The sequence below is a fragment of the Ensifer sp. Root142 genome, assembly GCF_001426785.1.
In the GTDB taxonomy this organism is placed as follows: domain Bacteria; phylum Pseudomonadota; class Alphaproteobacteria; order Rhizobiales; family Rhizobiaceae; genus Ensifer; species Ensifer canadensis.
Genome location: NZ_LMFK01000004.1, coordinates 15770 through 39897, shown reverse-complemented (window position 1 = coordinate 39897; position 24128 = coordinate 15770). Strand labels below are relative to the sequence as shown.

29 protein-coding genes are annotated in these 24128 nt (G+C 60.9%); 10 read left to right on the top strand and 19 right to left on the bottom strand.

The window, feature by feature from the left end:
• The first annotated feature begins 40 nt into the window (after positions 1–40).
• Complete coding sequence (locus ASD52_RS07585; protein WP_025429642.1) at positions 41–865, top strand: IclR family transcriptional regulator C-terminal domain-containing protein; 825 nt, start codon at positions 41–43, stop codon at positions 863–865.
• Positions 866–887: 22 nt separating this feature from the next.
• Here ASD52_RS07585 and ASD52_RS07580 read toward each other — a convergent pair whose 3' ends face one another.
• Positions 888–1781 carry a LysR family transcriptional regulator gene (locus ASD52_RS07580; protein ID WP_057223754.1) on the bottom strand — a complete coding sequence of 298 codons (894 nt, stop codon included), beginning with the start codon at positions 1779–1781 and terminating at the stop codon, positions 888–890.
• Positions 1782–1878: 97 nt separating this feature from the next.
• Here ASD52_RS07580 and ASD52_RS39240 point away from each other — a divergent pair, with 97 nt between their 5' ends.
• From ASD52_RS39240 to ASD52_RS07565, 4 genes are all read left to right on the top strand, one after another.
• A complete protein-coding gene (locus ASD52_RS39240) occupies positions 1879–2166 on the top strand; it encodes an NAD(P)H-dependent oxidoreductase (RefSeq protein ID WP_200954014.1) in 288 nt (95 codons plus the stop codon).
• Positions 2121–2501: an NAD(P)H-dependent oxidoreductase gene (locus tag ASD52_RS39235; protein ID WP_200954012.1), complete on the top strand. Its 381-nt coding sequence runs from the start codon at positions 2121–2123 to the stop codon at positions 2499–2501. The genes ASD52_RS39240 and ASD52_RS39235 overlap by 46 nt, the downstream gene beginning before the upstream one ends.
• Positions 2502–2544: 43 nt before the next feature.
• Positions 2545–3573 carry an NADP-dependent oxidoreductase gene (locus ASD52_RS07570; protein ID WP_057223750.1) on the top strand — a complete coding sequence of 343 codons (1029 nt, stop codon included), beginning with the start codon at positions 2545–2547 and terminating at the stop codon, positions 3571–3573.
• A 253-nt stretch (positions 3574–3826) separates the two neighbouring features.
• Entirely contained in the window at positions 3827–4981 is a 1155-nt protein-coding gene (locus ASD52_RS07565; RefSeq protein ID WP_057223748.1) for an amidohydrolase, read from the top strand.
• 263 nt (positions 4982–5244) lie between these two features.
• Here ASD52_RS07565 and ASD52_RS07560 read toward each other — a convergent pair whose 3' ends face one another.
• The 4 genes from ASD52_RS07560 to repA form a co-directional block, all read right to left on the bottom strand.
• Positions 5245–6399, bottom strand: a complete 1155-nt coding sequence (locus tag ASD52_RS07560; RefSeq protein WP_025429638.1) for an RHE_PE00001 family protein — start codon at positions 6397–6399, stop codon at positions 5245–5247.
• A 1364-nt stretch (positions 6400–7763) separates the two neighbouring features.
• The gene (gene repC / locus ASD52_RS07555) at positions 7764–9071 is read right to left on the bottom strand and encodes a plasmid replication protein RepC (RefSeq protein ID WP_057223747.1); all 1308 of its coding nucleotides are present in this window, start codon (positions 9069–9071) and stop codon (positions 7764–7766) included.
• Positions 9072–9226: 155 nt separating this feature from the next.
• Positions 9227–10231: a plasmid partitioning protein RepB gene (gene repB, locus ASD52_RS07550; RefSeq protein WP_057223744.1), complete on the bottom strand. Its 1005-nt coding sequence runs from the start codon at positions 10229–10231 to the stop codon at positions 9227–9229.
• A 3-nt stretch (positions 10232–10234) separates the two neighbouring features.
• On the bottom strand, positions 10235–11431 hold the full coding sequence (gene repA / locus ASD52_RS07545; protein WP_025429634.1) for a plasmid partitioning protein RepA: 1197 nt from the start codon (positions 11429–11431) through the stop codon (positions 10235–10237).
• Between the two features lie 381 nt (positions 11432–11812).
• Between repA and ASD52_RS07540 the strand changes: the two genes are divergently transcribed.
• Positions 11813–12013, top strand: coding sequence for a hypothetical protein (locus ASD52_RS07540; RefSeq protein ID WP_244497436.1), 201 nt, complete (start codon positions 11813–11815; stop codon positions 12011–12013).
• A gap of 448 nt (positions 12014–12461) precedes the next feature.
• On the opposite strand, the gene ASD52_RS39060 is transcribed toward ASD52_RS07540, so the two are convergent.
• A complete protein-coding gene (locus tag ASD52_RS39060; RefSeq protein ID WP_162254151.1) occupies positions 12462–12743 on the bottom strand; it encodes a hypothetical protein in 282 nt (93 codons plus the stop codon).
• On the opposite strand from ASD52_RS39060, the gene hutC reads away from it, so the two are divergent.
• Positions 12633–13361 (top strand): histidine utilization repressor, encoded by a 729-nt coding sequence (gene hutC, locus ASD52_RS07535; RefSeq protein ID WP_057206141.1) that lies wholly within the window; start codon positions 12633–12635, stop codon positions 13359–13361. The two genes, ASD52_RS39060 and hutC, sit on opposite strands and share 111 nt — an antisense overlap.
• A gap of 39 nt (positions 13362–13400) precedes the next feature.
• Here the strand turns inward: hutC and ASD52_RS07530 are convergent, their stop codons facing one another.
• Positions 13401–13838 (bottom strand): low affinity iron permease family protein, encoded by a 438-nt coding sequence (locus ASD52_RS07530; protein ID WP_057223740.1) that lies wholly within the window; start codon positions 13836–13838, stop codon positions 13401–13403.
• A 105-nt stretch (positions 13839–13943) separates the two neighbouring features.
• Here ASD52_RS07530 and ASD52_RS07525 point away from each other — a divergent pair, with 105 nt between their 5' ends.
• Together ASD52_RS07525 and ASD52_RS07520 are read left to right on the top strand one after the other, a co-directional pair.
• Positions 13944–14585 carry a hypothetical protein gene (locus ASD52_RS07525; protein WP_025429629.1) on the top strand — a complete coding sequence of 214 codons (642 nt, stop codon included), beginning with the start codon at positions 13944–13946 and terminating at the stop codon, positions 14583–14585.
• Positions 14586–14738: 153 nt separating this feature from the next.
• The gene (locus ASD52_RS07520) at positions 14739–15377 is read left to right on the top strand and encodes an alpha/beta family hydrolase (protein ID WP_025429628.1); all 639 of its coding nucleotides are present in this window, start codon (positions 14739–14741) and stop codon (positions 15375–15377) included.
• Between the two features lie 45 nt (positions 15378–15422).
• Here the strand turns inward: ASD52_RS07520 and ASD52_RS07515 are convergent, their stop codons facing one another.
• The 12 genes from ASD52_RS07515 to ASD52_RS07460 form a co-directional block, all read right to left on the bottom strand.
• Complete coding sequence (locus ASD52_RS07515; protein WP_244494186.1) at positions 15423–16643, bottom strand: adenylate/guanylate cyclase domain-containing protein; 1221 nt, start codon at positions 16641–16643, stop codon at positions 15423–15425.
• Between the two features lie 213 nt (positions 16644–16856).
• Positions 16857–18320, bottom strand: coding sequence for a HAMP domain-containing sensor histidine kinase (locus tag ASD52_RS07510; protein WP_057223738.1), 1464 nt, complete (start codon positions 18318–18320; stop codon positions 16857–16859).
• A complete protein-coding gene (locus ASD52_RS07505) occupies positions 18317–18991 on the bottom strand; it encodes a response regulator transcription factor (protein ID WP_057212644.1) in 675 nt (224 codons plus the stop codon). The genes ASD52_RS07510 and ASD52_RS07505 overlap by 4 nt, the downstream gene beginning before the upstream one ends.
• 87 nt (positions 18992–19078) lie before the next feature.
• Positions 19079–19462, bottom strand: coding sequence for a hypothetical protein (locus ASD52_RS07500; protein ID WP_057223736.1), 384 nt, complete (start codon positions 19460–19462; stop codon positions 19079–19081).
• A 101-nt stretch (positions 19463–19563) separates the two neighbouring features.
• Positions 19564–19863 (bottom strand): hypothetical protein, encoded by a 300-nt coding sequence (locus ASD52_RS07495; RefSeq protein ID WP_051509308.1) that lies wholly within the window; start codon positions 19861–19863, stop codon positions 19564–19566.
• 431 nt (positions 19864–20294) lie between these two features.
• Positions 20295–20483, bottom strand: coding sequence for a hypothetical protein (locus tag ASD52_RS07490; RefSeq protein WP_057212641.1), 189 nt, complete (start codon positions 20481–20483; stop codon positions 20295–20297).
• 83 nt (positions 20484–20566) lie between these two features.
• Entirely contained in the window at positions 20567–20785 is a 219-nt protein-coding gene (locus ASD52_RS07485) for a hypothetical protein (RefSeq protein ID WP_128090555.1), read from the bottom strand.
• A gap of 173 nt (positions 20786–20958) precedes the next feature.
• Positions 20959–21438 (bottom strand): DUF1801 domain-containing protein, encoded by a 480-nt coding sequence (locus ASD52_RS07480; protein WP_025429620.1) that lies wholly within the window; start codon positions 21436–21438, stop codon positions 20959–20961.
• An 11-nt stretch (positions 21439–21449) separates the two neighbouring features.
• Positions 21450–21662: a hypothetical protein gene (locus tag ASD52_RS07475; RefSeq protein WP_025429619.1), complete on the bottom strand. Its 213-nt coding sequence runs from the start codon at positions 21660–21662 to the stop codon at positions 21450–21452.
• 76 nt (positions 21663–21738) lie between these two features.
• A complete protein-coding gene (locus tag ASD52_RS07470) occupies positions 21739–22149 on the bottom strand; it encodes an SRPBCC domain-containing protein (protein WP_025429618.1) in 411 nt (136 codons plus the stop codon).
• Positions 22146–22472 carry a metalloregulator ArsR/SmtB family transcription factor gene (locus tag ASD52_RS07465; protein WP_025429617.1) on the bottom strand — a complete coding sequence of 109 codons (327 nt, stop codon included), beginning with the start codon at positions 22470–22472 and terminating at the stop codon, positions 22146–22148. Before ASD52_RS07465 ends, ASD52_RS07470 begins: the two co-directional genes overlap by 4 nt.
• Before the next feature lie 144 nt (positions 22473–22616).
• Positions 22617–23021: a VOC family protein gene (locus ASD52_RS07460; protein WP_057223734.1), complete on the bottom strand. Its 405-nt coding sequence runs from the start codon at positions 23019–23021 to the stop codon at positions 22617–22619.
• A 214-nt stretch (positions 23022–23235) separates the two neighbouring features.
• On the opposite strand from ASD52_RS07460, the gene ASD52_RS07455 reads away from it, so the two are divergent.
• Entirely contained in the window at positions 23236–24039 is an 804-nt protein-coding gene (locus tag ASD52_RS07455) for an APH(3'') family aminoglycoside O-phosphotransferase (RefSeq protein ID WP_057223732.1), read from the top strand.
• The last annotated feature ends 89 nt before the right edge of the window (positions 24040–24128 follow it).

Sequence of the window (24128 nt, the reverse complement as noted above, 5' to 3'; positions counted from 1 at the left end):
CTGTTATCGATATGTGGGAAACCGCAGGGACCGGGGATACATGGCGCGCAAGGCGAACAAGGCTGCGACAGACGAAAACGAAACGCCGGGAGAAGACCGCGATCCCTTGCTGGTGCAGTCGGTCGAGAAAGCCTTCAGGGTTCTCAGAGCCTTTGACGGTCGCCGCCCGAACCTCAGCCTGTCACAGATCGCCGAGGAAACCGGGCTCGACATGAGCGCCGCCCAGCGCTTCACGCACACGCTCGCCAAGCTCGGCTATCTCGGCAAGAACGCCGATACCAAGCGCTTTGAGCTGACGGTGAAGGCGCTTGATTTCGGCTATCACTACACGCGCGCCAGCGGCTTCGTCGAACGGGGCATGCCCTATCTTCTGCACTTGAGCAAAGCCACCGAAGAAACCGTCAACCTGACCGTGCTCGACGATACCGACATTGTTTTCGTGTCGCGCTTCATGAGCCGTCACGTGCTGAACAACGACGTCATCACCGGCACGCGGCTGCCGGCCTATTGCACGGCTCCGGGGATCGCCATCCTCTCGGGCCTGCCGGAGGAGACCGCCCATGCAATCCTCGAAAAATCGGATCTCTACCCGTTTACGCCGCACACGACATGGGACATCGATGCGCTGAAGACAAAGCTGAAACAATCGGCGACCAAGGGCTACGCCACCGCCTTCGAGGAATATTTCCACGGCGACCTATCGATCGCCGCACCGGTGCTGGATGCCAATGGCACGCCTTACGGCGCGATCAACATCGCGGTATCGCGCAGCCGCTACACGCCGGAGGAAACGGAAGAACGCTTTGCTCCGCTGGTGACCGCCGCGGCGCGCTCGATCTCGCTCGTTGGTGGCGCCCGAAGATAGCTGTTCGACCCAGGTCAATCGCTCATGCGACGCCCTGTGCCGCGTGGATGATGATATCGCCCAACCGGCGGGCACCCGGTCCGGCACCATCAGGATCGGGATAAACCAGATACATCGCGCCCCAGCGCTCCGCCCCTTCCCTGAGCGGCAAGGGCTTGAGCTGGCCTGCGGCCAGTTCTTCGCGGATCCAGTCTTCCGGATACCAGGCAAAGCCCATGCCCATGCAGGCCGCCCGTATGGATGTTGATTTGTGGCTGACCGTGAGCCGCTGTTCAGTCACATTCCAGACGCTATGGCGCACCCGTTGCAGCCCGCTGTCACGGATGACAAGGTGGCGGTGCCCTTTCAGATCCTCCATTGCCAGTTCGCGGCCGATCTGTTGCAGCGGATGGAACGGGGCGGCAGCCGCGATCGCCCGATAGCGCATCAGCACCTCGCCCCTGTGGCCGGCCGGCAGGGTATCGGCGCAGACCGCAAGATCGACGGCGCCCGAGAGCAGCATTTCGTCCGTGCCGCCCATGACGGTTTCGAAAAGCTCGATCCGCGTCTCCGGGTATTCGGCTGCGAACTGGTCCAAACAGCGCAGCAAGAGCCATGTGGGAAACAGCCCCTCGACCGCAAGGCGAAGTTCCTGCTCCTGACCCTTGGTGAGGTTCATCGCCGCGCGCTCCAGTCTTGAGGCTTCGTCGACGAGCGATTTGCCGCGCCGGTAGAGCACATGGCCCTGGCGCGTCAGCAGCGCCTTGCGGCCCTCGATCTCAAAAACCGAGACGCCCAGGCGCTCCTCGATCTGCCGGATCGCGTAGCTGACGGTCGATTGCGACTTGTTCAGCGCTTCCGCCGCCTGCGCGAAGCCTCCCGCCTCGACCACAGCGACCAGAGCCTTCCATTGATCCAGGGAGATACGAGGTGACATACATCTATCCATTCGATCATTTAGCGCTAAAAATCGAACTTTTTTATCGATCCACTGCCTGATTGTATAGCGCCATACAGCAGACAGGAGATCAGCCGTGAATGTTCTCATCGTAACAGCCGATCCACGCAGCCCATCCTTCGCGGCATCGTTGGCAGGGCGCTACCTCGCAGGCGTGCAGAGCCAGGAAGCGCCAACCGTCGAATGGGCAGATCTGTTTCGGGAGGCATTCGACCCGCGGATGACGGAAGCGGATCTGGCGCTTTATCGCGGAGAGGGGCCGGTTCCGCAGGATGTGCGTCGCGAACAGCTACGGGTCGAGCGCGCCGATGTCCTTTGGTGCTCGCCTTCCCTGTCTACTGGTGGTCGATGCCGGCCGTCCTGAAAGGCTGGATCGACCGGGTATTCACCAACGGCTGGGCCTTTGGGGCGGAGGACCGATTTTCAGGGCCACTCGCGACCAAATCCGTGCGCCTGATCGCCACGGGCGGATCAAAGCCTGGCGTCTACGAGAAACACGGCTATCGCACCGCCATCGCCGCGCAGATCGAACACGGGATCTTCCATTTCAGCGGCATTCGCGACCTGCAGACGCATCTGTTTCTCGACGTCGAAAACGGCGACAGGGCGGCCCGCCTGCGCAACCTCGCAACCGCCTTCGAACTCGGGCAAGCGCTTGGCGCCGGACACAGCGCCCGCGCGACCATACCGGCCTCATAGGCGCCGCCCCCTCCCATCAAGACCCTCAACGAAAGGAACGACAATGAGCACCAACACGCGTGAAATCCGCCTGAACAGCCGACCGCACGGTCTACCGACCCCCGCCAATTTCGACCTTGTCGAGACGACATTGCCAACGCCCTTGGCCGGCCAGCTGCTCGTTCGCAACACCTGGATGTCCGTCGATCCCTATATGCGTGGTCGCATGGTCGATCGCGAAACCTACATCCCTCCCTTCAAGCTCGGCGAAGCATTGGAAGGAGCGGCCGTCGGCGTGGTCGAACGCTCGAACGATCCGGCATTTTTAATTGGTGACCGGGTGGTGCATTTCTCCGGTTGGCGCGATCACGCTATCGTTGCGGCGAACGGCGCAACCAAGATCGCCGACGCCGACATCGCGCCGCAGACCTATCTGAGCGCGCTCGGCTTTCCCGGCCTCACCGCCTATGCCGGGCTCACGCGGATCGCCAAGATCAAGGCCGGCGAGACCATCTTCGTTTCGGCGGCAAGCGGCGCGGTCGGCAGCATCGTCGCCCAGATTGCCAAGAGCAAGGGCTTGCGTGTCGTTGCCTCGGTCGGTTCGGCCGACAAGGCGAAATGGCTCATCGACGAGGTGGGTGTGGACGCCGTCATCAACTACCGTGAAACGCCTGACCTGATCGCAGCGCTTGCAGAGGCGGCGCCTGATGGCATCGACATCTACTTCGACAATGTCGGTGGCGAGCATCTGGAGGCCGCGCTGGCAGTCGCCAATGTCAACGCCCGCTTCGTGCTCTGCGGCATGATCTCCGGCTACAACGCCGAACAGCCGCAGCCTGGACCGTCAAACATCTTCGCCGCCATCGAAAAGCGCATCCGCATGCAGGGCCTGATCGGCTCGGATCATCTCGACCTCTCGGCCGACTTCAATCGCGACATGGTCGGTTGGCTGAAGGCGGGTCAGGTCAAAATCCGCGAAACCGTGGTCGACGGTCTCGAAAATGCGCCCTCCGCCTTCATCGACCTCTTCAGGGGTGCCAACCATGGCAAGATGCTGGTGCGTCTGGTGGCGGACGCCGCCTCGGGAGAATAAGGACCTTAGCGGCCCTCCTCGATCTCTCCACCGCCTGCTTTCCGGGCGGTGGAGAAAGTCGATTGGGTTACAGCGGCGTCGGCCGATCTGATCTCCCGACAGACGAAGACCGGCTGCCCATCTTAGCGCAACGGCCTCGGCATTTTGATCATTCCCGACTAGACAGAGCTGGAGCGCCGCTTCACATTCCCTGCCGATATCGGGGCTCGATCGACACGCCCCACCGAGGCGGACACTGGTTGGGATATTGCGCATGTTTTTGAATGGTGGCGAACTGGACGAGATCACCGCGTTTCGGCGTGAACTCCATCGCAAGCCGGAGCTATCAGGCGAAGAGGTCGAGACGGCCAGAATGGTCGCACAGGCTCTGGGGTCGAGCCAACCGGACGCGATTGTCACTGATCTTGGCGGGCATGGGGTGGCGGCCGTTTATCAGGGAGCGACCCATGGTCCGACCGTGATGATCCGCTCCGAACTCGATGCCTTGCCGATCGAAGAACTCTCCACCCTGCCCCACCGATCCGAGATCACCGGCAAGGGACATCTCTGCGGACACGACGGCCACATGGCAATCCTGATGGCGCTCGCCAAAGGGCTCTCTCGGAAAAGACCGGCGCGCGGGCGGGCGATCCTGCTTTTCCAACCGGCCGAAGAGAATGGTGCCGGTGCCGCCGCCGTGTTGGCGGATCCTAAATTCGAGCCACTGAAACCGGACTTTGTGTTTTCGCTGCATAACTTTCCCGGCCTACCGCTGGGGCACGTTGCGCTGGCCGAAGGGCCGGTCAATTGCGCCTCGCGCGGCATGAGGATCGTGCTTTCGGGCAAGACCGCGCACGCGTCCTGCCCGGAAGATGGCGTCGCCCCGACCTTCGCCATGGCTCATCTCCTGAGTGAGTTGACTGCACTTGGCGCCGGCGGTTCGCTCGATGCCGATTTCACGCTGGTAACCGTGACCCACGCGCGCCTCGGCGAACCCGCCTTCGGCATCAGCCCCGGCCATGCAGAGATCTGGGCAACATTGCGCACGCTGACGGACGAGCGGATGGGTGAGCTGGTGAGGCGTGCCGAAGCTCTCGTCCATAAACATTCGACGGCCGGCGGGCTCACATCGTCGATCGCCTACGAGGATATCTTCCATCAGTGCAGCAACGCGCCGGCGGCCGTCGACCATTTGCGCCGCGCTCTTGGCGAGGAGCGGATTGGCCACGACGCAGGCCCGACCGCCCTGCCGATGAAGGCATCGGAAGATTTCGGCCTTTTCGGCCGCGTCGCCCCGTCAGCAATGTTCTTCCTCGGTGCAGGTGAGGACCACCCTCGCCTGCACAATCCGGACTACGACTTTCCCGATGCACTGATCGAGGTGGGCGCCCGCGCCTTCATGCGGACGATCCGCAACCTGCTCGGCTGATTGCCGGCAGGGAGCAGCAAGCGGCATCACGGCCGCGGCCAGCGTCATTGGGCATTCGATGCCCCCCGGATCAAGAACTTTGGTCCGGATCGCCTGTAGGACTATGCCGAATAATCGGGCTGCGCTGCGATCTTTGCTGCCCGCCGTCGACCGTGGCACCGTCGTTCAAGGATCAAGAGCTGACGCCTGAGTTGACCTACAAAGCCGAGGCGAGCCGAACATCCGGTCAAGACCGTTTGCCGCCCGTGCAACTGCGCAACCGGCTACAATATCCCCCAACCGCGGTAACGCCCCCTGCCGGTCATTTCCTTGGCCCCAAGTTCGCGGACAAGATTGAGCGCGCCCCGCTGGGTGACGCCGACATGACGCGCCACCAGCCCGGCGGAAACGATCGGCCGAGACAGCAGAAGCTCGATCAGGCCCGGCAGGCTGCTATTTGAGCGACGGTCGCGCACGCGCATTTCCATCTGGGTCTTGGCGAGAAACAGTCGATCCAACTCCTTGAGGCCAAGTTCGCCGGTGAGAACCAGAGCCTCCAGAAACGCCCTCAGCCGAACCTCCTGATCTCTTGCACGACGCCGTTCGTGGCGAATTGTCTTCAGGCCCGTATGGAAGCTGATGAGATGCGACGTCACTTTACCACGCGCGCGCAGGTAGGCGCCAACGAGCAACCCTCCCAGCCAATGCTGCCTGCGAAGCGGCTCGATCTGCTCCCAGGCATCGAAGAGCATCGCCGCGCCAAGGCAGGCCGGCATTCGGTCCGCAGCCGCAATCAGGGATCGCCACGCCTCGAGCCGCGCGCCCTCGTCCCATTCGTCATCGAAAAGCAGCCCCAACTGTCCCTTGGGCTCTGAGGCGGACGGGCGCTCTGTCCCCCCAAATCCGCTGTCACCGACTTCATCCGCCTGTTCATCGAGCAGACGTTGCGATCGCGCGATCGCCGCATCGATCTCCGCGAACTCGAGGGAAAGCGGATTGTCGTCGTCATCGCCGTCAGCGATGACATTATCGTCATCCGCCGTCCCCGGCGGAACGCCTCGGTCCATCTCGATCGACGGTGTCTCGCCGCCGACTTGTTCGCCGCGAAGGACCGCCAGACCGGCGGACGATAGCGCCCAATCAGGGTCGGACAACCAGATCCTCCGGCGCGCGCGCAAGACAGCATGCGCGATCGTCAACTCGTGTGTCGGCGCACGGGCATCCATATGCGCATCATGCAGCACCAGATCCTCGACATGGACCAACTCGCCGGCAACCCAGAGGGCACCGGCCGCGTCGAAGAACTGACCACGCTCGCGAAAGCCTTCGGCGACGGGATGGCGTCCGGCACGCTCATCCAGCCGCGCGAGGCGATCTTCAGCCTCGATCGTTGCGGAAAACAGCGTCTGCAGCACTAATTCCGGGATTTGGTATCGCATTACAATCACACGCTATTTCTGGCAAACGGAAGGAAAACGGAGAGTTTTCTTCCGACACACATGACATGCCGTTTTAGCGGATACCGGGATGTTTGTCGTCGGGTTTCTGCGTTGACCAGTACGGAAGGCTAGAATGGCCTTCTTAGCGCTTAAAATGAGCGCAAACCGGATTCGAATCGACGAATTCGACCATCACATTGTACGCTCTTGAGGGCCATTCGCAACGCAGGAAGGCCAGCATTGCCAACATAGCAGCATTTCCTTTCCATTCGGCTAACGTCTCGAAAGACGGTCGTGAAGGGATTTTGGTCATCGAAGTCGACAGGTCAGGCCGGACAGGATTGCGGACGGATAGCGGTTCGAGAAGAAGCCATAATCCCAACCAGCATTGCAGGTGGGGATGCCAGACGAACGTCTGCGTGTTGACAGCTGTCAACACTCGTCTATGCGACAGATGGCCCCTGCCCTTCTCTGGGCCGAAAAGGCATTGCGCAACCTATCACGCAGGCGCTTTCTCGCTCTGGCGAAACTAACTCGCCTTAGCATCGCGAAGGGCATGGCGCCCACGCAGCGGCTTGCGTTCGTTCATGCTGCCGAATGTGTAGGAGCGACACTTTCCGACAAAACGGCCCGTCATGCGTTGACAGCTGTCAACATCGGCCCCGCCAGGGGGTAACAACAAATTCAGGCCAAAGACCAATCACATCTATCGACGGTTCATAAGGCAACCCTCCGGCATGTCCGGAGCCTCAATGCATTAGAACTTTGCCAGATCGCGTTTCGCCCCGTCACACCCCGAGCGCGCGGGGAAACTCACCCGATGCAATGCCTGACAGAATAATGCTCGTCTGAAGGTGCGGTTGGGCAGCTTCATGCCTGCACGGCCTCAGGACGCGGTTGAGGTTGTGGACCGCTTGCGGGTGTAGACACCTTGCAGCCTCAGCGTTTGTGCCATCTTTCTGCCGGGGACGACAGGAGCCGGTGGGGCAGTCCTTGATCAGAAGTCCGCGAACTGGACGACCCTCTCGTCGATAGAGGTTAAGTGTACGGATCTGCAGCGGGCTGGTGGTTGTGGTATTTTCCATTCGGATGGCCTGAGGTGAAACCGTTGACAGCTGTCAACTCACCAAGGGACCGATCTAACGTTGCCCGTCGCAAGCCGGTACTCAGCGCCGCGCACGCTGCAATTTGGCAGGGATCGGGATCGGCTGCTGCGAGGTGTTGGACCCGGCAAACTCGATCTCAACATCCTGCACAGGTCGGCCACCAGTCCGCCTCATTGGACATTGATTGCCGAATGAGGCGCACAACTAGCCGCAGTTGACAGCTGTCAACGTCCGTCGAAACAGCCGCGTTGGTCTAGCTCAGCTGGCTAGCGCCATACTGCCGGGATTGGCACGCAACAACGCCATGACCATCGGCCCAACCACGAACTCCTGTCGCATAGATCGCCGCGTCAGGTCCCGCAGGTAACCACCGGCAGACGCGATGTGCGGCGAGCGCTGGAGGATACATGCCAGCACCGTCGCGGCCGCTTCTGGGCCGAGCACCCGGCACGCTTCATCATGCGCTCCCTGACTGACATTGAGCATGGAACGGACCACAGCGGCAGCCACCATCAGATCACGCCAGGACTGCACCTTACCGCCAGGACCATAGTCGACGATATCAGGGCAGGCTTTCAGCACGGTTGATAGCGGGAAGGTTTGCGGAGGTTGATGCGTTTTACCCCGTGTCACCTCCGGTGTTTCGGTCTGGGAGGCCGCGTCTGTTGCAATTGCCGTCCGATTGCTCGCCTGCACAACGGCCATGCTGTCGGACGTTTGGCGTGAGTTCGAGAACGTCACAGCGTCACTTCCAAAGCCCGGTTCAGATTCAGTAGAAGAGTCTGGATGTGAACTCTGTATGTGGCAGCCATTTTGGCTATCATTGGTGTCCGAAATTTTTAGATTTACCAGTTTTTCCAATTGGTTGAGCACTTCCGCGCGCAACGCGTCCAGTTGCTTGAGCACAGGCTCGATTTCAGCGAGGCCAGGTTTCCGCGGAAGGGTGTCGACGGCGAGAAGATAACGGCTTTGAAGGTTGTCCCAGTTGGAAGTTTGGTCGGTTTCGCGCAACACGTCTATGAGCTTGGTCAGATCGCGACGGCAAAGGCTGAGACGCTCACGGGCAAGCTGCGCCTCCTGTCGGGCCAGAGCGACTGCGGCTGCGGCCGTTTGCAATTCATGGGCGCGTGCAAGCAGCGGTGACAGATCGAACCCGAAGGCGTCGCCGATGGCGCCCTTTGTATCTCTACGGGCGTAACGCTTGCCATTTGGGCTATCCTTGCGAAGGATAAGGCCGGCCTCCACCAATGTTGCCAGGTGGCGACGCAGTGTGGTGCCTGCCATGCCATGGGTGCGCAGGGCCAATTGGTTGTTTGATGGAAACACCACCAACCCCTTGCCTGACGTCAGCTCGACCTTCGGGTAGAAGCTGAGCAGCGCATTGAGTACGGCCAAGGCACGGTCGGACACGCCGACGACAGCCTTGGCTTCACAGACGGTCCGAAACAGTTTCCATTTATCGATCGGCTGCTGCGAATCGATTTCGCTCGCGATGACTTGGCTTGCGAACATGCCAAGCGTCATCGCGCGCCGCCCGAAGGGCGTCGTCACATTTCCACGCTCCATCTCTCTTCACCTTTTCAAAGGCAAAAGAAGTCCGTTCGCCGAAACGACGTTAAAAACGCTTGACAGTGATTCGCGGAAATGGGATTCTCTAGTTGCTACACGAGAGAAGGGTTTCCGCTGCGCTAGTCGTTCGGAAGCCTTTTTCTTTTGCTCTGTTAGTCTCCTGTTTCCTCTTGATATTCGAGGTACAGAGATTTGAGCCTCTGCCTCACGAAATCTGCAAAACCGGGCGCCACCTTCTTGTTGAAGGAAAGCGTCGTTTCGCTGTTTGTTTCTCGGATGCGCACCGGGCGCGTATCATCTGGCGCCACCCAAGGAACTGCCTGGCTCCGGGCCTTCACAGTGCTCAGGAAGGAAAACAGCGTCTCAAACCGTTGATCGCTCTCCCTTGCCAGGAATTCAGTGCGCCCTAAGAACGCGTTGGTCTTGATGAGCTCATCGTCGTTCTCAACAAGCTCTGCAAGCTCCGCCCAGCGCCGCCGTCCGATGGCCGGCGCGGCACCGATTGCCTCGATCACATCGATGGGTAGCCGGCGCACGATCGCAATCATCTTCGACAGGGCCGCCTTGTCGACGCCAAGCGATGACATGATGACGTCACGCGAGAATTCGCGGTCTTCGAGACGGGTGGCGAACAGCGACCGCTCGATGAAGGACAAGTCCGTGCGAGCGTTGTTTTCCTGCCCTTGCGAGATCACCAGCTGTTCGTCGCTGAGGTCACGGACGACAGCTCTGACCTTGCTGCCAAGCTCACGCGTGGCGGCAAGACGACGATGGCCGTAAGCGACCTGATAACGCCCGTCCTCGTTGGGATGCGGGCGCACGAGGATCGGCACCTGTTGTCCGTGATCCCGGATCTGTTCGAGCAGCGAGCGTTCGACATCGGCCGCGACGCCGAGGCGATCGACGACGAAGGAAACGTCAACCAGATCCGGGTCGAGCTCTATCACCGCCAGGCCTTCTGCAAGCTGGCGTTCAAGTTCTTGAGCTCGCTCCACCTTCTGCGTGATGTTCGACAGAGACCGGGTGATGCCGCCGATCGGGCTGTGTGGTCGCTGGCCGGGATCGAGGCCGATGATCGGCCGTCCGGCCAGCGGACGATTATCCTCGCCATCTGCAGCATGACTGTCTGAAACACCGATCAGGTTCTTGCGGGCCATGGGTTACTTCCTTCCCCACACCTTGCGCAGGAGGTCCTCGATCTCGCCATTGACGAGCGTCAGGGAATCCATCGCGCGGTCATAGGTGCCGCGGACAAACTGCGAGCGTTCCACCTCATATAGCGTTTGCTTGGTCACGCCGGCGTCGGAAACGGCCGTCGATTTGACCATGGCGTTGTGCAGCATGCGATTGCCGAAGATGGAGCGCATGAAACCGGTCATCTGGCTTTGCGGACCGTCATTGGGTTCAAACCGGGTGACGAGGTAGCGCATCCAGTCATAGCTGGTCCGGCCGCCGGCGTTCTCGACGACGCGCATCAATTCGCTGGTCATCGAGAGAAACTGGGACATGGACATGACATCGAGCATCTGCGGGTGCACGGTGATCAGCACCGATGTCGCCGCGCACAGCGCCGACATGGTGAGAAAGCCAAGCTGCGGCGGGCAATCGATGATGACGATGTCGTAAAAGCTCTCGATATCGGCCAGCACGTCGCCGATACGCGCAAAGAACATGGTTTCCGCCGAACCGCTGGTCATGGCCTTCGGCGTTTCGTGCTCGAATTCCATCAGTTCGAGGTTGCCGGGGATCAAATGCAGATTGGGCAAATGGGTGGAACGGACAATCTCTGCGATCGGGCGAGGGTTCTCATAGCGAATGGCGCCATAGATCGTTTCCGCCTCGCCAACGTCCAGTTCCGGCTGGTGACCGAACAGGGCCGAAAGTGAAGCCTGCGGATCAAGATCGATCGCCAGCGTGCGGTAACCGCGAAGTGCGAGGTATTGCGCAAGATGCGCCGAGGTGGTCGTCTTTGCCGATCCGCCCTTGAAGTTCATGACCGAGATGACCTGCAGCCGCTCGTCGCCGCGGCGATGCGGAATGTATTTTCCCGACTTGCCACCTTCGTCGAGAACACGTCGAATGCGCTCGATATCCGAGATCGCATACATGCGGCGTCCATTCGGCAACGGCTCGGGCCCATGGCCCTCCGAGGCGATCTGGCGCAGGTAGCCTTCGGCGATCCCGATAAAGGCGGCCGCCTCGGCCGGACTGAAAAGTCGCAACGTCTTTTGCGCTTGCGGCGGGAAGATTTTCTTCTGATGCTGCTGGAGTTGGTGCGCAAGTTCCATGGCATCGGCAGCCAGGAGCGTTGGCAAATGCTCCTGTACATCGAGGCCGTGGATTTTCTGCTGCAACATCGAGTTCTCCAAAAACTGCGCAAATATTGTCATATCGAGGCAATATGCGCAGATGCACTATGATCCGATTCGGCCTGAATGTACAAATGGATAGCCGAATGGCCGTGTTGCCGGCTCAAGCAACGGAGGGCGCGCAATGGCGCCAGTTGTCCGCGGACAACTCGTGCGACGGCCGACCAGGTTGTTAACATGTCGGCCCGATTCCAACCAGCAACTACAGCTCCCCGCGAACGGCGCGCGCACCTGTTTTGCAGCCGAGGGGGAGAAGAACGCTGCCTTGATGCTCCATCGCAAACTGTGGCTATTAAAATATGGATTTAGTCGACTATTGACAGCGAGTTGAATTGTGGCAAGATCGTGGTGCGATGAGGATGATGTCAGGTGGACTGGAAGGGATGCAGCATGTTCTATCTCGGCGGGATGACACTTGGTTACCTCGAGCCGCCAGCGCCGAAGGCCGTCGTGCAGTCGGTAAAGCCGCGCATTGAATTGACGCCACACGAACCGGCTGACGATCGTGAGCGCGATCGCGATCAGGAATGGGCCCGCGCCTTCCTGACGCCCTGGCATCTGTTTTATTGATACGACCCTGGTTGCCCAAAATGTGCGGTGGCCAATGCAGCCGTCGCATAGGGTCCGGCCCGAACGCCGCTTTGCCGCTGGACCTTCTTTTGATTGCGTCTCCTCGTTGCGAAACAGGGAGCTTATGACGCGCCCAAAATGATTGGCCGTCAACGTTGACAGCTGTCAACCGCCCGCGCTCTTCTTGTCCAAGAAGCGATATCGAGCCAACTCGGCGGCAACGGCTGAACGCTCGGCTTCGAATAATGCCGAACACGAAAATAAAGCCATAAATTACAATAAGGTAGTATGGTGGAGGCCGGCGCCGGAATGGGCGAGCCGCGGGGCAGTTATCGCCCAGCTTGGGGTGGACGCCGCCGAAGTGAGGCTGATCTCGGCAAGCGTCATTGGTGCTGCCGTTAGCTGTGTCGCGAGGATTTGCGTCCGCGGTTGGAAGTGCGTGCGCCGCTTACATAAGCTGCAGCCACCCGTCGCGTAACCCGAGGGCCGAGGAAGCTTTGGCGAAAAAGCGGGAAAGGGCGAGGGGAGGGCTGTCGCGGCGCCGGGAAATGTTTAAGCTTGCCGGCAACAGCAAACCATTGAGGGTGCCGACATTCCGAGCGATCAGCCAGCCGACGAAGTGGGCAACCAGCCCCAGTCGCTTTCGTTGCACCAGAGAATCCTCGGTGATGTGGAAGGTTACATTCTTTCCGGCGCGTGGCCACCTGGACATCGCATCCCGTTCGAGCATGAATTGACCGAGCAATATGGCTGTTCGCGCATGACCGTGAACAAGGCGCTGACCGAACTGGTCAAACGCGGACTGATCGAGCGGCGGCGCAAGTCGGGGAGCTACGTCACTTTCCCGCATGTGCAGTCGGCGGTGATGGAAATCCACGATGTCAAGCTGGAGGTTCAGTCCCTTGGACTGGATTACAGTTTTCACCTGGATGAACGCAGCATCCGCAAGGCCGAGGGCAGCGATGCCGGTCGGCTCGACCTGCCGCCGTCTGCAAGACTGCTCGAAGTGAGTTGCCGGCATTTCGCCGGCGGTCGCCCCTTCTGTTTCGAGGAGCGGCTTATCAGCCTGGCGGCTGTTCCCGAAGCCGAGACAGAGCTTTTCGAGACGTCAGCGCCCGGTTCCTGGCTGCTCGGAAAGGTGCCGTGGAGTACGGCCGAACATCGCATCCGGGCCGTGGCGGCAGGACGCAACGCGGCGCAGGCGCTCGACATTTCGACAGGCGCCGCTTGTCTCGTCATCGAGCGGCGCACCTGGAGCGGTCGCGCCCCGGTCACCCATGTGCGATTGACTTATCCGGGTGATCGACATGAATTGGTGGCGCAATTTGCGCCGAGCCCGCTCGGTTAGATCGAGCGCCGCACGGTTGCCGCGACACGACGCGCTGTCTCACGCCGCTGGGTCGACTCGCCGTTTGCGTTTCTTGCCGACGGCATTTGAAATTTTCTGGTGAAGCGCGTGATCGTGCGCATCTCGCGCATGCTGCTTCAGGAGTTCCGTCAGTCGTTCCAGCTCATGTTCCTCAAGTTTCTCGATCCCGATATATTCGTTTTCGGCCGAGCTGGTCAGGATCAGTTCGTCGAGTTTGGCCTGAAGGGCGGCGCTGTCGCGGTTCTGAGAGTTCTGAAGAACGAAGACCATCAGGAATGTAATGATCGTCGTCGCCGTGTTCACCACCAATTGCCAGGTCTCGGAAAAATCGAAGATCGGACCTGTGGCCGCCCACAGGAGAACGGCACCGACTGCGAATGCGAATGTGCCTGGCTTGCCGGACTGTTTCGAAACGGCATTGGCAAATCGGGAAAAGGCATCGATCTTGCCGGACATCTGAGCACCTGAACGGCTTTCAACTGTTCTTTAACAGGCAAGTCACGAAGAAAGTTCCGTTCAGTGTCACAGCGGCCAGAATAGCAAGACGGGAATGATCTGCGGATGAAGGAACATGAAAAACCGTGGGAGCCGCTGTTGCCCGAAGACATCGCGGTACTCTTCGCGCCCGCACCCTTTCCCTGGTGGATCGCTGGTGGGTATGCGATCGAGCATTTCGTCGGTCGCCCTTTTCGCAGTCACGGCGACATCGATATCCTCGTGCTGCAGAGAGACAGCGCGCACGTTCGTTCCTTTCTTCGGCAATGGGATTGCTGGGCTGCGGATCCGCCGGGGCATTTGCGCCGGTGGAGCGAAACGGAAAGCCTGCCGAAAACGGTAAACGATGTCTGGTGCCGTGGCGAGCGGCAAGGGCCATGGCGCTTTCAACTGATGTTCGACCACAGTAATGGGGAAAGCTGGCGTTCGCGCCGAAATCCTCTGGTGACCCGGCCGATCAGCGCGATGGCGGCTGGCGGGGATCCACCGTTCCTCGCTGTTGAGGTCCAGTTGTTCTACAAGGCAAAAACGCCCCGACAAAAAGACGAGTTCGATTTCGGGGCCTGCCTACCGCTATTGAGTGCGTTGCAGCGCGACTGGTTGCGGCAATCGATCGTGACTGCTTATGGTACGCTGCACCCCTGGCTCACGGCGCTCGACATGCTACAGCGCCGCGCGTCTTATTTAGACGCGCAAAGGTTGCTGTAGCACTTTGAATTACTGCATGTTTCCTTAAATCGGATACGATTTAAGGAAACATGCAGTAGAAAACACGTTGACCCACGAGCCACGTCGACCAAAAGACGCTGGCGCAGCATAAAAGTCAGCATTTCATTGGCGGATACGCCGGATGGTGTCGAGATGGAAAAGACGATGTTGTTTGATGGGCCAGAGAATGCGCCGGTGACCATCTTGCTGGCGCATGGTGCCGGCGCGCCGATGGATTCGGCTTCGATGACCGCATCGGCCAAAGCGCTGGCTGCCGAAGGCTTTCGTGTGGCCCGGTTCGAATTCGACTACATGGCGGGGCGTCGATCAGGCGGCCGCAAACCGCCACCGCGCGCCGAAACGCTCAATCCGGAGTTCAGGGCCGCCGTGGCGTCTCTTGGTGCGGTCGGCCCGTTGCTAATCGGCGGCAAATCGATGGGTGGGCGTGTCGCCAGCATGATTGCTGACGAGCTCTATGCCGAAGGCAAAATCATCGGCCTGCTTTGCCTCGGCTATCCGTTCCATCCTCCAGCAAAGCCCGATCAGCTGCGCACCAAACACCTCGGGGAGTTGAAGACGCCGACGCTGATCTGCCAGGGCACGCGCGACGAATTCGGCACGCGCGAGGAGGTCCCCGGATACCCCCTGTCCGGTGCAATAGAAATCCTTTGGCTCGAAGATGGCGACCACGATCTCAAACCACGCAAGACGATCTCCGGCTATTCCGCTGCAGATCATCTGAAAACGATGGCGCAGACCGTCGCGCGTTGGGTCGGCGAGCGGTTGCCTTAAACGGTCGCGCCCGCCCGATTGGCAAAAACCAAGACTCTGCACCGATCATTCCGCCGCCTGAGCGGTGCCGGACGAAAATGCGAAGACGTCAATCGGATCGTCGAGGCCCTTCACGGGAAAGGCGCCCAAATGCTCCATGTCGCGCGTGCGTCCCGCCAATTCGACGAAGGCGCGTGACAGCAGCACCGGGCGCTTCGCCTGCTTTGTCAGGTTCTCTAGGCGCGAAGCGATATTGACGGCCGGTCCGATCACTGTGAAGTCGAGCCGCCGGCGAGAGCCGATGTTGCCGTACATCACATCGCCGACGTTGACCCCGATGCCGTAGCCGAGGGCCTCGCGCCCCCGTGCCAGATTTTCCTGGTTCAGGGTGGCGATCGCGACCTCCGCCTCACCGATTGCCTGCAGCAGGTTTTCGCAGGCCCGCGGATTGCTGAGCGGGAAGATCGCCAGCAGGCCATCGCCCATGAATTTGAGGATCTCGCCACCATGCCGCTCGATCGGCTCGGACATGGCATCGAAGTAACCGTTGAGCAACTCGATCACATCATCGCGCGGCCAGAGGTCGGATAGTTTGGTGAAGTCGCGAAGGTCGCAGATCAGGATCGCGGCGCTGACGGTCACGCCGCTCCCCCGTGTCGTCGCACCGGCAAGGATCTGCTCGCTTGCATGCGGCCCGACATAGGTTTCGAGCAGCGTTCGCGCCATCCGGTTCTTCAGCCGGATTTCGCTGACAAGGGCCAGAACCGGCAACAGACTGGTGAGAACCTCGAGATGAACAGTCTCGAAGCCGCCCTTACGATCACTGGCGAAGGTCACCACGTGGCGCTTGCCGAGCGTGTGTTCCAGCGGCAAGGCGACGTAGTCGGTGAAGCCGTCGGCACGGAGTTCTTCATAGAGCGAGTTCGGCACCTCATCGTCGGTTGCCGCCTCGAGGTTCTTGCGAACCTGGCTGGCGCCGTTGTTGACGGCATAGAGCGGGCTGTTGAGATACTGCGTCGTGTCTTCGACACCATAATCGAACATGCGGATATCCGCCTCCGTCAGGCCCTTGCGCCAAAGGATGCGGGCGCCGAGCCACTGCGGGTGATGGATCCGGAAATGCAGGGTGGCCCGCGCGAGCGGAACGCCGGCCTGGACCAGTCGTTCGCACAGATCCACGAAAATATTGTCGATGAAGCGCTGGTCACGGGTCTCCATGATCAGCCAGTCGAGAATTCCCTTGCTGTCGATGGGACGGGCGCCGCTGTCGTGCAGCGGTCCGGCCATTGCCTCGGATGAAGTCTGCATCGCAATTCTCCACTCTGTTCTGACGGCCTTGCTGCTCTCGAAGCGGAAGCTCCGGAGAACGCTGACCTCGAAACGCCGAGACATATGTGGACCATCGGCCGACCGTTGATAAGGGCTAAGGCGAAAAGTGATCTGAAAAGTTGCAAAGCCGTTGACGCCTTGTTCGACCGACCGACTGCCGCCCGGTGCTGTTCAGGCGGAGGTGGTCGAAAGCGCCGCGAGGTGATGCCCGTCGACCACCGGCAATTGCAGCCTGATCCGCGCGCCGGACCACGAACCGTAGAGGATATCGATACGACCGCCATGCAGCCGGGCGATTTCGCGGGCCAGATTGAGCCCGAGGCCAGCGCCGCTCGAACGCGGGCGCAGGCGGTAGAAGGGTTCGAAGACACGGTCTCGCTCGTCCTCAGGAATACCGGGACCCTCGTCATGGATCTCGATCCCGCCGCGGGCGTCGACCAGTACGGTGATCGTTCCGCGATTGGCGCCATGCTCGACGGCGTTGCGCAGGAGATTGGCGACCGCCTGCTCGATTTGCTGAACATGAATGCTGACCGGCACTGGCCGCGTCGCATTCGTCTCGAAGGCCAGTTCGTAGCCGGCCTCGAAGGCGAGCGGCGCGAAGTCGGCGGCCAACGTTTTGGCGAGCGCCACAAGGTCGACGACCTCGCGGGTGCCGCTGCCGTGCTCAAGCACCTGGCGTTCCAGAAGCTGTTGGGCCAGATGCGACAGCCGCTCGATATCTTTCCTTAGCCGCGCACTCTGCGGATCTTCCTGCAGCAATTCGGCGCGGGTGCGAAGGATGGCGATCGGCGTGCGCAATTCATGGGCCGCGTCTGTCAGGAACCGATTGCGTTGGTCGTAACCCTCGTCCAGACGAGAAAGCGCGTTGTTGAAGGCATGCACCATCGGCGCGATTTCCGTCGGCACCTGGGCGGTTTCGAGCTGCACCGCGCGATTGTCGATATCGATCCGCCCGGCCTGATCGGCTGTCGCAACGAGACCGGCAAGCGAGCGGCGCACAACGGCCGGCGTGGTGACCAACGTGGCGACGCCCATCACCAGGATGATCGGCAGCAGCAGGCAAAGGATAAGCAGCGCCAGGACCGGCAGCACGCGAAGCCAGTCCGGATTGCCATTGGCATCCTTTGCCATCTCGGCGTTCACGTTGATCTCGACTTCGAGCCCATCGTTCTCGTCGCGCGACGAGATCGAGGAGGCAAGGATCTGCACTCGGCCGACATCGGTGTCGACATTGGCAAGGGCGGCTTCCGGTCGAAGGTCGCCCTGATCGAACCGCAGCGTCGCGCGGCCGATATTCTTCAACAGCTCTCCACCAGCCGCTTCATAGGCGGCCGGAACGCTGCCTTGCTCGACCACATGCCCGTCGGCATCGCGGATGATGAACCAGAGATTGGGGAAGTCTTCCCGGAACGCACGAAGCTCCTCGGTGTCGCGCACAATGAGGCCGCCGCTCTTGTCGCGCGCCACCGCCTCGGACAGGTGCTTGATGGCCGCCTCGTTGTCGATGATCAGCCGAGGCTGGGCGATCGTCAGGATCGCAGCCAGCAGGGCGATAAAGGCGACGAACGTCGCCGCCTGCAGCAGGATCAGGCGGCGCACCAGGACCCATTGAAGCGAGCGAGGTTTTCTCATGCCGTTGCGCGCAGGAGATAGCCGAGGTTGCGGATTGCCCTGATCTCGACGCCGGCTGCGACCTCTTCGAGCTTTCGTCGCAGCCGCGAAAGGTGGGAATCGAGCGCGTTGGAATCGATCTCGTCTTCCATGGCATAGACGGAATCTTCCAGCGTTGCGCGCAGGACCGTGCGGCCCGGGCGGCGCATCAGCGCCTCCAACGCCAGCCTTTCCCGCCGCAGAAGGTCGAGCGGCTTGTCGTCGACGACCGCTTCGCGATGGCGGAAATCATAGGTCAGGCGGCCAACCATGATCTGGTCGGACTTGAGCGTGACGGGACGGCGACCAAGTGCACGAAGGCGCGCCATCAGTTCCTCGACCGCAAACGGTTTGGCGAGATAGTCGTCGGCACCGCCATCGAGACCGGCGACGCGGTCGTTGATGGCGCCGAGCGCCGTCAACATCATGATCGGCGCTTCGACGCGCAGCGCGCGCAGCTTCGGAATGAGGCTGAGGCCCTCGCCGTCAGGAAGGCGGCGATCGAGTACGATTACGTCGTAGGACCAGAGCTCGACCACGGCCTCGGCGTCGGCGAGCGTCGAAACATGATCGACGATCACCTGCCGACGCTCGAGCGCGGCCTTCAGGGCCGACGCCATTTCGGGCTCGTCCTCTAGCAGCAGGATGCGCATGCCGATCTCTCCTGAATGCGGTTCCGAAAGCGCCGGAGCCGCGGTGTCGAATGCATCATTTCTCAAATCGGGGGCGAGTTGAAGCGCTCACTCGCATTCGAGCTTCGGTTGACGGAAGTTCGTCACATACCAGCGGCCGCCCTGCTGTCGGGCGTAGAATGTATAGAAGCACTCCTGCTCCTCGACATAGCCCGGCGTTACGGTCTCTTCATAGCGCTGGCCGCGCCGCGTGTCGCGAATCTCGCCGCTCGTCGAGCCGGAAACGACATTGGTGGAGATCTTGCGCCATTGGTAGGCGCGCTGATCCCATCCGAGGTCAAGAACGGCGGTCGGCGGGCCGTAGTCGATGACGACCGATTCCACCGTCTGGCCGATATAGTTCTTCATCACGGTGGAGGCGCAGCCGGTCAGAATCAGGGCTGCGGTGATAGCGATGGCGGCGAAGGTGCCGCGCGCTTTGCAAAAGGGCATGTTCGATCCCGGGTTCGAATTGTCTACCCCGGAGCTAATCTGCCAAGATTACATAGACATTGCGGTCCTATTCGATAGCTTCCCCGACACTTCGACCGGTGTCAGGCGGCGCGGTCTGCAGAAGCGACGACGTCGTCGCCGATACTGGCATAGACCAGCCCCGGTTGAACGATCCATTCGCCCTTGCGCAGCGACTGTACGTCCGGACCTCCGGCAGCGTTGCGCGCGGCGACGCCGACGAACTGGTATCGAAGCCCGCCGCCGTCGGTCGCTATTTCGCGGATTGGCCGTCCGGCGAGGTATCCGACGACCTGCCCTTCGAAACGCACATTCGCCAGAATGAAATACTCGGTGGGCAATCTCCGGCTCTGTTTTGGCGCAAGCCTGAATGCGTTTCTCATCTTCATCGTCTGATACTCGTCATAGGATCTGTCGTTTGCTCCTTGAGGCATCGCTGCTGGCCGTGACGCCGCAAAGGAAAGGGGGCCGGCGTCTCAAGCCACCCGAAAGCGGCGCAAGCATGGCAGTGGCGTTCGAGCGCTGCCTCGGCCGATATTTCATTGGCGCACCGACTGATCACGCGTCGGGGCGCGGCAACACTTAGCCCAAGCGTGCATAGAAAATCGCTTGGGAAGAGGGAGTTTGGGAATAAGGAAACCGTAAAGCGCGGTGCTGCATACCATCCGTGTCAACGGGCCAAGTGGCCTCGTGGCCTTGGCGCGCGACGTTGACGGGACGCCATCAGGGCTGTTTGCGGCGCTGGTGTCGCCGCACATGTCTTTGCGCGACATGATACGGCCGGCATCGCTCAACAGATTCGATCGGACGTGCATTAGGATTGCTGGACGCAGAAGATCGCGAAGTTGAGAATGAACAGCACAAGAAGGCTCGCGAGAAAGCTTCCGAGGGAGACGAGCGCCCTTTCGCCGGCGGCTTTGCCACGGTGCTTTTGGGAGAAGATCGTGATGATCGCAACGCCCAGGGATATGCCGGCGACAACCGGCATGGACATCAGCTGCATCGTGAATCCTGTTTGGCGGTGCGGAACCTATCGGGCGCGCGCGGTGATCTTGAACGGACCGCCGTGGATGGGACCTACGGAATTCATCCGTTCACCGGCCGGCCGGTGGTCCGACCGCGGATACGCAGAGCGCCTTCGAGTGCATCCTTGACCTGCATCGCGCGGCGAAGCCCCGGAGACTGGGTCTCGCCCGCGGCCTCGATCGCGTTCTGTGCGTGGGAGATGGCGATACTGATTTCGGCATCGCTGACCGAACGGTCGAGCGCCAGCGCCTGGGCGGCTGCCTCATTTTCCATTGACATCATGTCACTCCATTCAATCACCCAGCATCGGGTGAGGAGCGTGTACTTAGGTGAAGCTGTGCGCGTCCCCAAGTGCATCGGGCGGCCCGATTCAAGCTATGCTTAATGAACCTTTAACGCGCGCGGTGAACTGCCGAAGATCGACGGAGTCGGGCCACGCAGCCTCATGGCCGTCACATGCGTTCGCCGGGCAGTTGGCTGGCTTGCCCTACCCAGTCGGTGAACTGCTCTTCATCGAGTTGGTCGTCTTCGCGAATGTCGAGGTAGCGAACCTCCTTGTGCTTCGACTGGCCGGGCGGCATCGGATTGAGAGACGAGCCGCGGAAGAACGCCACCTTGACGTACTTCGTGAAGACATGGATGCCGAGGAACCAGCCCTCACCCTCAATGCCATAGAGCGGAGAGTTCCATTTGACGGCCTTGTAGACGCCGGGGACTGTGCGTTCGATCAGCGCGTCGAGGCGCCGGCCGACATCGCTCTTCCAGCCCGGCATCGCGGTGATATAGGCCTGGACGGGGGCGTCGCCATAGCCCTTGGCGATCTGCGGGTTGCCACCGGACAGCAGGGGCACGTCGCCGGCCTGAGCCGGTGCCGCGGCGCGTGGTTTGTCTGCCTTTGCCGCCGCCGGCTTCTTGGATGTCTTGCTGGCCATCGCGCTTTCTCCTATCCGGCGGTGCGTCGCCCGCTAAGGTAAGGCAGCACGAACATGTAGAGACCGGTGGGCACGAGAATGGCGAGTGGGAACAGGGGTAGGAAATAGACCCATTCGGCGGGCTGCTTGCCTACGCCCAAGGCGATGAAGATGGCGGCGACCACCACTGCGAAGACAAGCGACGTCCAGCGGTGAATTTGACGAATCCAGTTGTTCCAGTTCATTGGCACCTCCTCACAATACCAGCCGCAACGGATCGGGCGATCCGCGTGGCGCGAACTCAAAGAATAGGGTTGGTCTTCAGTCCATCCGGCCCAGGACCGCCTCGAGCGCCGAAAGGAATCTCGGCCATCCGGCCGTTGCACCCTGATAGTACGGCTGCTGATCTGGCCGGAAACCGGACTGCTCCATGCGCAGCCGGGTACCGGCGCCCGTCGGGGTGAGCGTCCAGGTCACGAGGCTCTTCAGATCCTTGGTGTCCCAGCTATAGGATAGCGATTTGTTGGGTTCGACCGCCTGCACCTGACAGTCGACGGCGCCCCAGTCGGCAGTCAGATTGAAGCGGTGCCCACGGTCTGGCTTGAAATTGTTCTTCATCAGCCACTCCTCGATCAGGTGAGGCTGGGTGAGCGCGCGCCAGATCTTCTCCGCCGGATAGGGTACCTCCCGTTCGACGATGACGGTGAGCGTTTCGGTTGATGTTTCGGTCATTGGTCCATCCTTTTGAGCAAGTCTTCGAGGTCGTCGAAGCGGTTGTGCCAGAACCCGGCCATCTGGTTTGCCCAGCCGATCAACGGGTCAAGCGCGCCGTGCTGCGCGCTATAGTGGGTCAGGCGGCCTTCGTGCCGATCTTGCACCAGGCCGGCGCGCTTCAGGATCCCGAGATGTTTGGAAACGGCCGGCTGCGATATCCCGGCGTGCGCCGTAAGTGCCCCGACCGTCTGGTCGCCGTCGCGGCACAGCCGCTCAAAGAGCGCCCGTCGCGTCGGATCGGCAAGGGTTTTGAACAGGATCTCGTGCGGCTGTGGCGTCACAATTCAATAACTCGTTGGCTATGGATTGGATCAATAACCGCCGAGCTATGGGTAGTCAAGCCCGGTTCCGACGTCGTCGACGTTAGGTACAGCGGCAAACCTTGCGGAAGTCCGTGGCGTTGGAACCCTTCGTGCTCGAGGGCCTCAGGGCCTGCCATCCGTAAACTGCACAAGATCCCAAAGGTTGCCGTAGAGATCCTTGAAGACCGCGACGGTCCCGTAGGGTGCATCCTTGGGTTCCCTGACGAATTCGACGCCGCGTGCCACCAGATCGGCGTAGTCGCGCACAAAGTCAGCGGTCCGCAGGAAGAGAAAGACGCGGCCACCCGCCTGGTCGCCGATATAGTTTTCCTGGTGGGGACTGGAAGCGCGGGCGAGTAGCAGAGAGGTATTGCCGTCGCCGACCGGCTTGACGACCACCCAGCGCTTGTCCTGTTCCGGTTGATAGCTGTCCTCGACCAAGGCGAACTTCAGCTTGTTCACATAGAAATCGATCGCTTCGTCATAGTCTCGAACAACAATAGCGATGAGTGCGAGCGTCTGGTTCATTTTACCCTCTGTCCTGTGCTGGAAGTGCGCGGCGTTGCCGGCGTCAGTTTGATCGAGCATCGGCCAGCGTTCTGTGGAAAGCCACCATCGGTGATCGGCGCGGCCGGGCATGAGGCAGCAGACGGCGTCTAATCTGTCGGATCTACGATGTTGCAATCTTTGCTGGCGGTACCCAGCTAACACAAGCACTTTTGAGGTCGCGGGAGTCTTCGCATTGAGTTTGTCACATGAATTTTTCGGGCGTTCGCCCTTCGAATGGGTGCCGGTCGTCACGGGAGAGTCCGGAGATTTCGTCTATCAGCGCAGCGACGGACGAGCCTATGCCAAGGTCGCGACGGCGGACCGGTCGGCCGAGCTTTCCGGAGAGCGCGATCGGCTCCTGTGGCTGCAGGGCAAAGGCATCCTGACGCCTGAAGTGACTGATTGGCACATTGCCGACGAAGGTGCCTGCCTGATCATTTCTGCAATCGAAGGCATCCCGGCAGTGGATCTTTCGGCTGCCGACCTACTCGAGGCCTGGCCGTCCATGGCCTGGCAACTCGGCTCTCTCCACGCGCTCGATGCCGGCCAATGCCCATTCGACCGCGGTCTGGCGCCCATGTTCGCGCGCGCCGCGGACGTGGTGGCCCGGGATGCCGTGAACGCCGATTTTCTTGCGGTCGATGATCAGGAGACACCCGCCCACGAACTTTTGGCGCGCGTGGAGCGCGAACTTGCGGTTCGCCTCGAGCAGGAAACGGGTGACAGGGTCGTCTGTCACGGTGATCCGTGCATGCCGAACTTCATGATCGACCCTCGAACCCTTCGCTGCAGCGGCATGATCGATCTCGGTCGTCTCGGAACGGCGGACCGCTACGCCGATCTGGCGCTGATGACAGCCAACGCCCGTGAAAGCTGGACGAGTCCGGATCAGGAGCAGCGGGCTTTTGCCATCCTGTTTGATACATTGGGAATTGTAGCACCCGATCGTGCGCGTCTCGATTTCTACCTGCGTCTCGATCCACTGACGTGGGGCTGATGGCGCCACCCGTCGATGGGCCGGTTCCAGCGTGAGCCTGATGGCTCGGCTATGATGTCTACGTCGCCGTCCGCGCGGCAGGTCACGGG

Excerpts from the sequence above, each read along its gene's own strand:
- ASD52_RS07585 (WP_025429642.1), top strand. The coding sequence starts at position 41 with ATGGCGCGCAAGGCGAACAAGGCTGCGACAGACGAAAACGAAACGCCG.
- ASD52_RS07580 (WP_057223754.1), bottom strand. The coding sequence starts at position 1,781 with ATGTCACCTCGTATCTCCCTGGATCAATGGAAGGCTCTGGTCGCTGTG.
- ASD52_RS07570 (WP_057223750.1), top strand. The coding sequence starts at position 2,545 with ATGAGCACCAACACGCGTGAAATCCGCCTGAACAGCCGACCGCACGGT.
- ASD52_RS07565 (WP_057223748.1), top strand. The coding sequence starts at position 3,827 with ATGTTTTTGAATGGTGGCGAACTGGACGAGATCACCGCGTTTCGGCGT.
- ASD52_RS07560 (WP_025429638.1), bottom strand. The coding sequence starts at position 6,399 with ATGCGATACCAAATCCCGGAATTAGTGCTGCAGACGCTGTTTTCCGCA.
- repC (WP_057223747.1), bottom strand. The coding sequence starts at position 9,071 with ATGGAGCGTGGAAATGTGACGACGCCCTTCGGGCGGCGCGCGATGACG.
- repB (WP_057223744.1), bottom strand. The coding sequence starts at position 10,231 with ATGGCCCGCAAGAACCTGATCGGTGTTTCAGACAGTCATGCTGCAGAT.
- repA (WP_025429634.1), bottom strand. The coding sequence starts at position 11,431 with ATGTTGCAGCAGAAAATCCACGGCCTCGATGTACAGGAGCATTTGCCA.
- ASD52_RS39060 (WP_162254151.1), bottom strand. The coding sequence starts at position 12,743 with ATGCTCGAACGGGATGCGATGTCCAGGTGGCCACGCGCCGGAAAGAAT.
- ASD52_RS07530 (WP_057223740.1), bottom strand. The coding sequence starts at position 13,838 with ATGTCCGGCAAGATCGATGCCTTTTCCCGATTTGCCAATGCCGTTTCG.
- ASD52_RS07525 (WP_025429629.1), top strand. The coding sequence starts at position 13,944 with ATGAAGGAACATGAAAAACCGTGGGAGCCGCTGTTGCCCGAAGACATC.
- ASD52_RS07520 (WP_025429628.1), top strand. The coding sequence starts at position 14,739 with ATGGAAAAGACGATGTTGTTTGATGGGCCAGAGAATGCGCCGGTGACC.
- ASD52_RS07515 (WP_244494186.1), bottom strand. The coding sequence starts at position 16,643 with ATGGCCGGACCGCTGCACGACAGCGGCGCCCGTCCCATCGACAGCAAG.
- ASD52_RS07510 (WP_057223738.1), bottom strand. The coding sequence starts at position 18,320 with ATGAGAAAACCTCGCTCGCTTCAATGGGTCCTGGTGCGCCGCCTGATC.
- ASD52_RS07505 (WP_057212644.1), bottom strand. The coding sequence starts at position 18,991 with ATGCGCATCCTGCTGCTAGAGGACGAGCCCGAAATGGCGTCGGCCCTG.
- ASD52_RS07500 (WP_057223736.1), bottom strand. The coding sequence starts at position 19,462 with ATGCCCTTTTGCAAAGCGCGCGGCACCTTCGCCGCCATCGCTATCACC.
- ASD52_RS07495 (WP_051509308.1), bottom strand. The coding sequence starts at position 19,863 with ATGAGAAACGCATTCAGGCTTGCGCCAAAACAGAGCCGGAGATTGCCC.
- ASD52_RS07490 (WP_057212641.1), bottom strand. The coding sequence starts at position 20,483 with ATGCAGCTGATGTCCATGCCGGTTGTCGCCGGCATATCCCTGGGCGTT.
- ASD52_RS07485 (WP_128090555.1), bottom strand. The coding sequence starts at position 20,785 with ATGTCAATGGAAAATGAGGCAGCCGCCCAGGCGCTGGCGCTCGACCGT.
- ASD52_RS07480 (WP_025429620.1), bottom strand. The coding sequence starts at position 21,438 with ATGGCCAGCAAGACATCCAAGAAGCCGGCGGCGGCAAAGGCAGACAAA.
- ASD52_RS07475 (WP_025429619.1), bottom strand. The coding sequence starts at position 21,662 with ATGAACTGGAACAACTGGATTCGTCAAATTCACCGCTGGACGTCGCTT.
- ASD52_RS07470 (WP_025429618.1), bottom strand. The coding sequence starts at position 22,149 with ATGACCGAAACATCAACCGAAACGCTCACCGTCATCGTCGAACGGGAG.
- ASD52_RS07460 (WP_057223734.1), bottom strand. The coding sequence starts at position 23,021 with ATGAACCAGACGCTCGCACTCATCGCTATTGTTGTTCGAGACTATGAC.